An 11,016-nucleotide genomic window follows, 5' to 3' on the forward strand; every position below is an offset into this window, starting at 1 on the left:
GCCGAGCCGACTTCACACGCCAGCGCTGACTCGCCGCACCCTCGCTCCGCTCGGAACCGAGGGGTTGCCAGGACAACGAGGGGTTGACCCTGCCAATCCGTCAGGAGCGGCCGAACTCGCTCTCGATCAGGGCCAGCAGCTCGTCGGCGGAGGCCGCGTCCACGTCCTCGTGCTCGGCCGTCGCTCGGCTCGGCTCGGCGGTGGCCGGGTCGAGGTGGGTGAGCAGGGTGCGCAGGCGGGCGGCCAGCGAGCTGCGGGTGGTCGCGTCCTGGGTGGTCAGGCCGGCCACCGAGGCTTCCAGGCGGTCGAGTTCGGCCAGCGCGTCGCGGGCCGGGTCGGGCTCGTCCAGGGCCAGGCGGTCGGCCAGGTGGGCGGCGAGTTCGAGCGGGGTCGGGTAGTCGAAGACCAGGGTGGGCGGCAGTTCGAGGCCGGTCTCGGTGGTGAGCCGCTTGCGCAGGTCGATCGCGGTCACCGAGTCCGAGCCGAGGGCCTGGAACGGCTGGCCCGGCTTGACCTGACCGCTCCCGTCATGGCCGAGCGCGGCCGCCGTCTGGGTCAGCACCAGGTCGAGCAGGGCGGCCTGGCGCTCCGCCGGGGCGAGCCCGGCGAAGCTGCCGGCCGGCTGGTGTCCGGCCGGTGCGGCGGTGTCGTCGACGACGGCGACGGGCTCGAGCTCGGCCAGCAGCGGGCACGGCCGCAGCGCGGTGAAGATCGGCAGGAACGCCGCCCAGTCGACGTCGGCCACGGTCAGCTGGGTCTCGTCCTGACGCAGCGCCTGGTCCAGGGCCAGCACCGCCCGGTCGGGGTCCATCGGGCGCAGGCCGTGGCGGCTGAGCTCCTCGGCGGCGCCGGTGCCCATGCCGGGCCCGGCCCACAGGCCCCAGGCGATGCTGGTGGCGGGACGCCCACGGCGGCGGCGCTCTTCGGCGAAGGCGTCCAGGAAGGCGTTGGCGGCGCCGTAGCCGGCCAGGCCGCCGCTGCCCCAGACGGCGGAGATGGAGGAGAAGAGCACGAAGCTCGCCAGTTGCTCCCCGAGCAGCTCGTCCAGGTGCAGCGCGCCCACGGCCTTGACGGCGTTGAGCCGGGCCAGGTCCTCGGGGGCGGTGGCCGCCAGCGGGGCCGAGTGGCCGAGCCCGGCGGCGTGCAGCACGTCGGTGATCGGCTCGCCCTCGGCCTCGACCCGCGCGATCAGCGCGGCCAGCGCGGCCCGGTCGGCGACGTCGCAGGCGGCCACGGTGACCCGGCCGCCGTGCGTCTCCAGTTCGGCGGCCAGTTCTGCGGCTCCGGGAGCGGCCGGGCCCCTGCGGCTGACCAGGACCAGGTGCCGGGCGCCTTCCTCGGCGAGCCGGCGGGCCACCCGGGCACCGATGCCGCCGGTGCCGCCGGTGATCAGCACGGTGCCGCCGGGGGTGCGACCCGCGCCGGTCGCCGCCCGCTGCGGGGCCCGGACCAGGCGGCGCAGCCGGATGCCGGAGGGGCGCAGCGCGATCTGGTCCTCGGCGACCGGCAGTCCGGTGAGGGCCGCGCGCAGCTGGTCGGCCCAGTCGGCATCCGGTGTGGGCTGGGGGTCCCCCCAGCCGGAGGCTGGGGGGAGGTCGATCAGGCCGCCGAACCGCTGCGGGGCCTCCAGGCCGAGCGAGCGGCCGAGCGACCAGATCTGGGCCTGCCAGGGGTCGATCGGTCCGTCCGCGCTCTCGATCCGCTGGGCGTGCCGGGTGAGCAGCCAGAGCCGGGCCGGGCTGTCCAGGTCGCCGAGCGCCTGGAGCAGCGCGAGGGTGGCGGCGACGGGGGCGGGCAGCGGGCCGGGCCGCTCGTCCTGCTCGAGGGCCAGCAGGGAGACGACGCCGGTGGCGCGCTGGGCTCCCGCGTCGCGCAGCAGGTCGGTCAGGGTCGCGCGGTCCAGCTCGCCGGGCGGGCAGGTCACGGCGGCGACCTCGGCCCCGGCGGCGGTCAGCGCCGCCTCGGCCGGGGCGGCGGCCGCGGTGCCGTCCGCCGGGACGAGCAGCAGCCAGCGCCCGTCCAGGCGGCCCGGCTCAGGGCTGACCGGGCGCCAGACGGTGCGGTAGCGCCAGCCGTCCAGCGCGGCGGCGCTGCGCCGCTCGCGGCGCCACTGGGCGAGCACCGGCAGCACCTCGTGCAGCGGCTGGGCCGGGTCGACGCCCAGGGTGCCGGTGAGTGCGGTCAGGTCCTGGGACTCGACCGCCGCCCAGAACGGCGAGTCGCCGCTCTGCTGCTCGGCGCGGCCGGCGGCGGTGGGGGCCGCGAGCCAGTAGTGGGTGCGCTGGAAGGCGTAGGTGGGCAGCTCGACCCGGCGGGCGCCGGTGTCGGCGTAGTAGGCGGCCCAGTCGGGGGCGGTGCCGCGCACCTGGAGCCGGGCCAGCGCCTCGGTGACGGCGCGGGTCGCGCTCTGGTTGCCGCGCAGTGCGGGGATCGCCTCGGCCGGGGCGGTCAGGGTGCGGGCGGCCAGCGCGGCGAGCACGCCGTCCGGCCCGAGCTCGAGCAGCGTGTGCGCGCCCTGCCGCTGCAGGGTGCGCACCGCGTCGCCGAACCGGACGGTGTGCCGGGCGTGCCGCACCCAGTACTCGGGGTCGCAGAGCTCGGCCGGGTCGGCGAGTTCACCGGTGAGGTCGGAGACCACCGGGATCCGGGGCGCCGCGTAGCCGATCCGCTCGGCCACCGTGCGGAACTCGGCCAGCGCCGGCTCGATCAGCGGCGAGTGGAAGGCGTGGCTGACGGCCAGCCGGTTGACCCGGCGGCCCTGGGCCCGCCAGTGCGCGGCCAGCGCCTCGATGGCCTGCTCCTCGCCGGAGAGCACGGTGGCGCGCGGGCCGTTGAGCGCGGCGATGCCGGCCCGGTCCGCGAAGCCGGCCAGCGCGGCGAGCGCCTCGTCCTCGTCCGCCTCGATCGCCAGCATGGCGCCACCGGGCGGCAGTTGCTGCATCAGCCGGCTGCGGGCGGCGACCAGCGCACAGGCGTCGGGCAGCGACCAGACACCTGCGGCATAGGCGGCGGTGATGCCGCCGATCGAGTGACCGGCGACCAGGTCGGGGGTGATCCCCCAGGAGCCGAAGAGCCGCAGCAGCGCGGTCTCGAGCGCGAAGAGCGCGCACTGGGTGTAGGCGGTTCGGTCGAGCAGCGCGGCGTCCGGGCTGCCCTGCGGGGCGAACAGCACCTCGTGCAGCGGGCGTTCCAGGCCGCGGTCGAGCCGGGCGCAGACGGTGTCCAGCGCCTTGGCGAAGACCGGCCAGGCCGCGTAGAGCTCACGGCCCATGGCGGCGCGCTGGCTGCCCTGGCCGGAGAAGAGGAAGGCCAGCTTGCCGGGGGCGGCCTCACCGAGCGCTGCCTCGGCCGGGGTTCGGCCGTCGGCGAACTCGGCCAGGGCGCGCGCCAGGCCCGCCCGGTCGCGGGCGGTCAGCGCGGCCCGGTGTGGAAGGGCGGCGCGGCCGGTGGCCAGCGAGAGCGCCAGGTCCCACGGGTCGGGAGCCGGCTCGTCGCCCGTCGGCTCGGTCAACCGCTCCAGCAGCCGGGCCGCTTGGCCGGGCAACGCCTGCGGGTCGGCGGCCGACAGCAGTACCGGCGGCAGGCCGCGGGCCTCGCGCAGCGCCGGTGCAGCCGGCGCGGCGGTCTGCACGAGGGCCGCTGCCGGCGCCTGCTCGATGATCACGTGCGCGTTGGTGCCGCTGATGCCGAAGGAGGAGACCCCGGCCCGGCGCGGCCGTCCGGTCTCAGGCCACTCCTGAGGCTTCGTCAGCAGCCGTACCGCGCCCGCCGACCAGTCCACGTGCGGGGTCGGTTCGTCCACGTGCAGGGTGCGGGGCAGCTGCCCGTGCCGCAGCGCCAGGACGGTCTTGATGATCCCCGCGACACCGGCGGTGGCCTGGGTGTGGCCGAGGTTGGACTTCACCGAGCCGACCAGCAGCGGGTTTTCGGCCGCCCGCTGCCCGTAGGTGGCGAGCAGCGCCTGCGCCTCGATCGGGTCGCCGAGCGGGGTGCCGGTGCCGTGCGCCTCCACCGCGTCGATCTGATCGACCGTCAGTTCGGCGTCGGCCAGCGCCTGCTGGATCACCCGCTGCTGGGCCGGACCGTTGGGGGCGGTCAGCCCGTTCGACGCGCCGTCCTGGTTGACCGCCGAGCCGCGCACCACCGCGAGGACGGGGTGACCCAGCCGCTCGGCGTCGGAGAGCCGCTCGACCAGCAGCATGCCGACCCCTTCGGCCATCGCCATCCCGTCGGCGCCGGCCGCGAAGGCCTTGCAGCGCCCGTCGGCGGCCAGGCCGTGCTGGCGGCTGAAGGCGATCAGGCCGCCGGGGCCCGGCATCACGGCCGCGCCGCCGGCCAGCGCCATGGTGCACTCGCCGCGCCGCAGCGCCTGGACGGCCAGGTGCAGCGCGACCAGCGAGGAGGAGCAGGCGGTGTCGATGGTCAGGGCCTGGCCCTCCAGCCCGAAGGTGTAGGCGATCCGGCCGCTGGCCACGCTGGCGGCGCTGCCGGTCAGCAGGTGGCCTTCCAGACCCTCGGGGGCCTCGTGCAGGCCCGCGCCGCCGTAACCGGCCTGCGCGGCGCCGACGAAGACGGCGGTCCGGCTGCCGCGCAGCGCCGCCGGGTCCAGGCCGGCCCGCTCGAAGGCCTCCCAGGAGGTCTCCAGCAGCAGCCGCTGCTGCGGGTCCATGGCCAGCGCCTCGCGCGGCGAGATGCCGAAGAAGCCCGCGTCGAACTCGGCGGCGTCGTGCAGGAATCCGCCCTGCTGGACGTAGCTGCGTCCGGGCCGGTCCGGGTCGGGGTCGTAGAGGTTGTCCAGGTCCCAGCCGCGGTCGGTGGGCAGACCCGAGATCGCCTCGCCGCCCGTGCTGAGCAACTCCCAGAGCTGCTCGGGGGTGTGCAGGCCGCCGGGCAGCCGGCAGCTCATCGCGATGATCGCGACCGGGTCGGTGTCGGCGCCCTTGCCGCTGGCGTCCGGGCGGCCGGCGTCCGGGCGGCCGCCGCTCGGCGCGAGCGACGCGGCGGCCGGCGTGGCCGAGCCCAGCAGGCCCTCGGCCAGGTGGGCGGCCAGCCGGTTCGGGGTGGGGTGGTCGAAGACCAGGGTCGGGGAGAGCCGCAGCCCGGTGGCGGCGGACAGCCGGTTGCGCAGCTCGACGGCGGTCAGCGAGTCGAAGCCCAGCTCGCGGAAGGCCCGTTCGGGGTCGACCGCGGTGCCCTCGCGGTGGCCCAGCACGGTGCTGGCGTGGCCGCTGACCAGGTCGAGCAGCAGCCCGTGCCGGTCGCCCTCGGGCGCGGCGGCCAGCCGCCCGGCGAGGTCGGAGCCGCCACCCGGCTCGGCCGCCCGGGTCCGCCGGGCGGGTGCCTTGACCAGGCCGCGCAGCAGCGCGGGCAGCGTGCCGCCGCCGGCCTGGCCGCGCAGCGCGGCGGCGTCCAGCCGGACCGGGACCAGCAGCGCCTGGTCGGACCCGAGCGCGGCGTCCAGCAGCCGGGTTCCGTCGGCCGAGCCGAGCGGGCGGATGCCGCCCCGGGCCATCCGCTCCAGGTCGGCGGCGGACAGGTCGCCGGTCAGGCCGCTGCGTTCGGCCCACAGCCCCCAGGCCAGCGAGCTGGCGGGCAGGCCCCGGGTGCGGCGCAGCTGGGCCAGCCCGTCCAGGAAGGCGTTCGCGGCGGCGTAGTTGGCCTGCCCGGCGCTGCCCATGGTGCCGGCCAGCGAGGAGAAGAGCACGAAGGCGGCCAGGTCCTGATGCCGCGTCAGTTCGTGCAGGTGCCAGGCGGCGTCGGCCTTGGCGCGCAGCACCTGCTCGAAGCGCTCGGGGGTGAGCGCGGCCAGCACGCCGTCGTCGACCACACCGGCGGTGTGCACCACGGCGGTCAGCGGGTGCGCGGGCGGCACGGTGGCGAGCAGCTCGGCGAGTGCCGCGCGGTCGCCGACGTCGGCGGAGGCGAGCGTCACCGCGGCTCCGGCGGCGATGAGTTCGGCGACCAGCTCGGCCGCGCCCGGGGCACTCGCACCGCTGCGGCTGACCAGCAGCAGGTGGCGGGCGCCGTGCTCGGCGACCAGGTGGCGGGCCATCAGCGTGCCGAGCGTGCCGGTGGCGCCGGTGAGCAGCACCGTGCCGGCGGGATCCAGCTGCTGATGGACCGTCAGCACCACCTTGCCGATGTGCTTGGCCTGGCTGACGAAGCGGAAGGCCTCCGGCGCCCGGCGCAGCTCCCAGACCCGGGTGGGCAGCGGGCGCAGCGCGCCGGAGTCGAAGAGGGCGACCAGCTCGTCCAGCATCGCGCGGGTGCGCGCGTCACCGGCCTCGCCGGTCTGGAAGGCCTGGTAGCGCACGCCCGGGTACTGGGCCGCGACCGCCTCGGGGGCGCGGACGTCGGTCTTGCCCAGCTCGATGAACCGGCCACCGTGCGGCAGCAGCCGCAGCGAGGCGTCGGTGAACTCGTGGGCCAGCGAGTTGAGCACCACGTCCACGCCGCGTCCACCGGTGGCGGCGAGCCAGCGGTCGGCGAAGGCGGTGTCCCGGGAGGAGGCGATGTGCGCGTCGTCCAGGCCGAGTTCGCGCAGCGCCTGCCACTTGCCGGGGCTGGCGGTCGCATAGACCTCGGCGCCGAGGTGGCGGGCGATCCGCACGGCGGCCATGCCGACGCCGCCGGCCCCGGCGTGCACCAGGACGGACTCGCCGGCCCGCAGCCCGGCCAGGTCCACCAGACCGTAGTAGGCGGTCAGGAAGGCGACCGGCATCGCGGCGCCGTCGGCGAAGGTCCACTGCTCGGGCAGCCGGACCAGCCAGTGCCGGTCGGTGACGGCGAGCGGTCCGAAGCCGCCGGTGAACATCCCCATCACCCGGTCGCCCGGGGCGAAGTCACGCACCCCTGACCCGACTTCGAGCACCACGCCGGAACCCTCGCTGCCCAGCAGCGCCTTGTCCGGATACATCCCCAGGGTGATCAGCACATCGCGGAAGTTGACGCCGCAGGCCCGCATGGCTACCCGGACCTGGCCCTCGGCGAGTTCGCCGGCGGCGGCCGGCCACGGCTCGGTGGTGAGCGCCGCCAGGGTGCCGGAGCCGTCGGCGGTCAGCCGCCAGGGGCCCTCGGCGGGCGGCTCCAGCGGCAGCGCCGCGTTCGCCCGGACCAGCCGGGGCACCAGCAACTCACCGTCGCGCAGCGCGAACTGCGGCTCCTCGGCAGCGGCGGCCACGGCGGCGGGCAGCGCCGCCCAGGAGGCGGGCGTCGCGTCGGTGTCGGCCAGGATCAACCGGTCCGGGTTCTCCGACTGGGCGCTGCGCAGCAGTCCCCAGAGCGCGGCGCTGACCGGGTCGCCCGCCGCCTGGCCGTCGGTGGCGACCGCGCCCTCGGTGAGCAGCAGCAGGCGGGTGCCGGCCAGGCGCTCGTCGGCCAGGAAGCCGCGCACCAGCTCCAGGGTGCGCAGCAGCAACTCGCGGGTGGCGGCCGGGACCTGGCCGTCGCGCGGGCGGCAGCCGGCCAGCAGCAGCTCGGGGGCGGCACCGGCCGGGTCATGGGCCGGCAGGCCGAGCGCCTCGGCCGGCGCGGCCGAGTCCTCCCCCAGCACCGCCCAGGTGCCGACGGCGGCGGGCGGGGCGGTCAGCGCCGTCCACTCCACCAGGTGCAGCGACTCGACCGGCCGGGTGCGGGCGGCGGCCAGCTGCGCCGGGTCGATCGCGCGCAGCACCAGCGACTCCACCGAGGCGACCGGCGCACCGGCGGTGTCGGCGACGTCCAGCGTGATGGTGTCGGGACCGGCCGCCGCGAGGCGCACCCGCAGCCCGCCCGCGCCGCCGGCGGCCAGGCTGACGCCCGACCAGGCGAACGGCAGCCGGGTGCTGCTCTGCCCGTCGTCCAGCAGGCCGGCGAACCCGGCCGCGTGCAGGGCCGCGTCCAGCAGCGCCGGGTGCACGCCGTAGGCGGCGGCCGAGGCCTGCTGCTCGGCGGGCAGCGCGATGGTGGCGAAGACCTCGTCGCCGCGCCGCCAGGCAGCGCGCAGGCCACGGAAGACCGGGCCGTAGCCGTAGCCGCGCTCGGCCAGCCGGTCGTAGAGGTCGCTGACCTCGACCGGCTCGGCACCGGGCGGCGGCCAGCTGGTCAGGTCGGCGGTGGTGGCGGGGGCGGCCGGGCCGGTCGCGAGCGTACCGGTGGCGTGCAGCACCCACGGGGTGTCCTCGCCGTCCGCGTCCGCATCCGCATCCGCCTCGGCGGTAGCGGGCTCGGCCTGCGAGTGGATGGTCAGGGTGCGGCGGCCGGACTGGTCGGGGGTGGACACCCGGGCCTGCAACCGAGTGCTCCCCGCGCCCACCAGGGCCAGCGGCGCGTGCAGGGTGAGTTCCTCGACCAGCGCGCAGCCCGCCTGGCCGCCGGCCCGCAGCGCGAGTTCGACGAAGGCGGTGCCGGGCAGCAGCGGGGTGCCGCCCACCGCGTGGTCGGCCAGCCAGGGATGAGTGGCGAGCGAGAGTCGGCCGGTGAGGATCAGACCGTCGCCGTCGGCGAGTACGACGGCGGCGCCGAGCAGCGGGTGCTCGACGCTGCCCAGGCCCAGGCCGGTGGCGTCGCGCCGGGTGTCGGGGACGGGCTCCAGCCAGTAGTGCTCACGCTGGAAGGCGTAGGTCGGCAGGTCGACGGCCTCGACACGGCCGAACAGGACGGAGAAGTCGAGCGCGGCGCCGTGCACGAAGGCCTGGGCGGCGGCGGTCAGGAAGCCGCGTGCGGCGGGCTGCTCGGCGGGCAGGGTGGCGAGGAGGAGCGGGCCGTCGGGCGAAACGTGGGACGGGGTCTCGGAACCGGAGGCGGGCCCGCAGCGCAGGAAGATCCGGTGCCCGGACTCCGACAGCTGCTTTATCCCAGAGGATAGTTGCCCAAGGCTTTCGGCGCCCCAGTAGGCGGCGTCCAGCTCGCCCGCCTGGACCCAGCGACCGGTCCGGGTGGAGAGCAGCGGGATCTCGGGCGTGCCGGAGCCGAGCCCGGTGAACTGCCCGGCCAGCACCTTGGCGGCGTCCGCCAGGGAGAGCGCGCCCGCCACGCAGGCGGCGGCGATCTCGCCGCTGCCCTGGCCGAGCACGGCGGAGGGCCGCAGGCCGAGCGAGCGCCAGAGCGCGGCCAGCGCGATCTGCAGCGCGAACGCCTCTGCGAGATCGCCGAGTTGCCCGGCGCTCGCCAGGGCGGCCTCGGCGGCCGTCAGGGCCTGCGCGAAGGCCGGGAAGGCGGCGGCCAGTTCGGCGTTCGGCCCTCCGCCGTGCTCGGCCAGGTCGGCGAAGACCAGCACCGCGCCGCCGTCGCCCTGCGCCCGTCCGGTCAGCCCGCCACCGGCGGCCACCTCGGCCAGCCCGGCGAGCAGTTCGTCCCGCGAGCCGCCCAGCACCACGGCCCGGTCCTCGAGGGCCGCGCGGCCACGCACCAGCGCGGCGCCGATCGCCGGCACCTCGTGGGCCTGCCGCGCCGGATCGGCGGCGAAGGCCGCCAGCCGTTCGGCCTGCGCCCGCAGCGCCACCTCGCCGCGCCCGGACACCACCCAGGGCAGCACCGGCAGCGTCGGGGCCTCCGGTTCATCTGACGGAGCGTCAGACTTCGGCGCCTGCTCCAGGATCAGGTGCACATTGGTGCCGCTGACGCCGAACGAGGAGACCCCGATCCGGCGCGGCCGTCCGCTCTGCGGCCAGCTCACCGGCTCGGTGAGCAGCTCGACGGCACCCGCCGTCCAGTCCACGTGCGGCGAAGGCGCGTCCACGTGCAGGGTCTTGGGCAGCAGGCCGTGCCGCAGCGCCAGCACCGACTTGATCACCCCGCCGACGCCCGAAGCGGTCTGGCTGTGGCCGATGTTGGACTTCAGCGAGCCGAGCCGGAGCGGTTGGTCCGCCGGTCGGCCCTGCCCGTAAGTGGCCAGCAGCGCCTGCGCCTCGATCGGGTCGCCCAGCGCGGTGCCGGTGCCGTGCGCCTCCACCGCGTCGACCTCGGCGGCCGACAGCCGGGCGTCGGCCAGCGCCTGCCGGATCACCCGCTGCTGAGCAGGCCCGTTCGGCGCGGAGAGCCCGTTGCTGGCGCCGTCCTGGTTGATCGCGGTGCCCCGGATCACGGCGAGCACCTGGTGGCCCGCGCGCTGCGCGTCACTGAGCCGCTCCAGCACCAGCACGCCGACGCCGTCCGCCCAGGCGATGCCGTCGGCGGCGGCGGCGAACGGCTTGCAGCGCCCGTCCTTGGCCAGCCCGCCCTGCCGGGCGAACTCGACGAACGCCCACGGCGTGGCCGAGATCGCCGCCCCGCCCGCCAGCGCCAGCGAGCACTCGCCGCCGCGCAGGCTCTGCACGGCCAGGTGCATCGCGACCGACGAGGAGGAGCAGGCCGTGTCCACCGTGACGGCCGGGCCCTCCAGGCCCAGGGTGTAGGCGATCCGGCCGGAGGCAACGCTGCTGATCGTGCCGGTCAGCAGGTAGCCCTCGACGCCCTCCGGCAGCGGCTGGTGCCCGCCGCCGCCGTAGCCCTGGAAGGCCGTGCCGACGAAGACGCCGGCCCGGCTGCCGCGCAGCCCCGCCGGGTCGAGCCCGGCCCGCTCCAGCGCCTCCCAGGAGGTCTCGAGCAGCAGCCGCTGCTGCGGGTCCATGGCCAGCGCCTCGCGCGGCGAGATGCCGAAGAAGCCCGCGTCGAACTCGCCCGCGTCGTAGAGGAATCCGCCCTGGTCCGAGTAGAAGGTGCCGGGCTTGTCCGGGTCCGGGTCGTAGAGCTTGTCGATGTCCCAGCCGCGGTCGGTGGGCAGGGTCGAGACCGCGTCCGTACCGGCCGCGACCAGCTCCCAGAGGTCCTCGGGCGAGCGCACCCCGCCCGGGTAGCGGCAGGCCATGCCGACGATCGCGATCGGCTCTCCCCCAGCCATGGGGGTCCCCCCGGCCGAAGGCTGGGGGAGGCTGGGAGGTGCCCCCAGAGCTGCCTCGGTCAGGCTGCGGTTCTGCTGCCGCAGGCGCTCCGTCTCCTTGAGGGAGGCGCGCAGCGCGTCGAGGAGTTGTTCGGTGGACGTGGTCATAGTGAACTCCG

1 protein-coding gene is annotated in these 11,016 nt (G+C 76.7%); it reads right to left on the reverse strand.

The window, feature by feature from the left end:
• Window positions 1-100: 100 nt before the first annotated feature.
• Complete coding sequence (locus tag OG403_RS07570; protein WP_329562500.1) at window positions 101-11,005, reverse strand: type I polyketide synthase; 10,905 nt, start codon at window positions 11,003-11,005, stop codon at window positions 101-103.
• Window positions 11,006-11,016: the final 11 nt, after the last annotated feature.

This window comes from Kitasatospora sp. NBC_01266, assembly GCF_036242395.1.
In the GTDB taxonomy this organism is placed as follows: Bacteria; Actinomycetota; Actinomycetes; order Streptomycetales; family Streptomycetaceae; genus Kitasatospora.

Bases quoted from the DNA above. Each gene is read 5' to 3' on its own strand.
- OG403_RS07570 (WP_329562500.1), bottom strand. From the start codon at position 11,005: ATGACCACGTCCACCGAACAACTCCTCGACGCGCTGCGCGCCTCCCTC.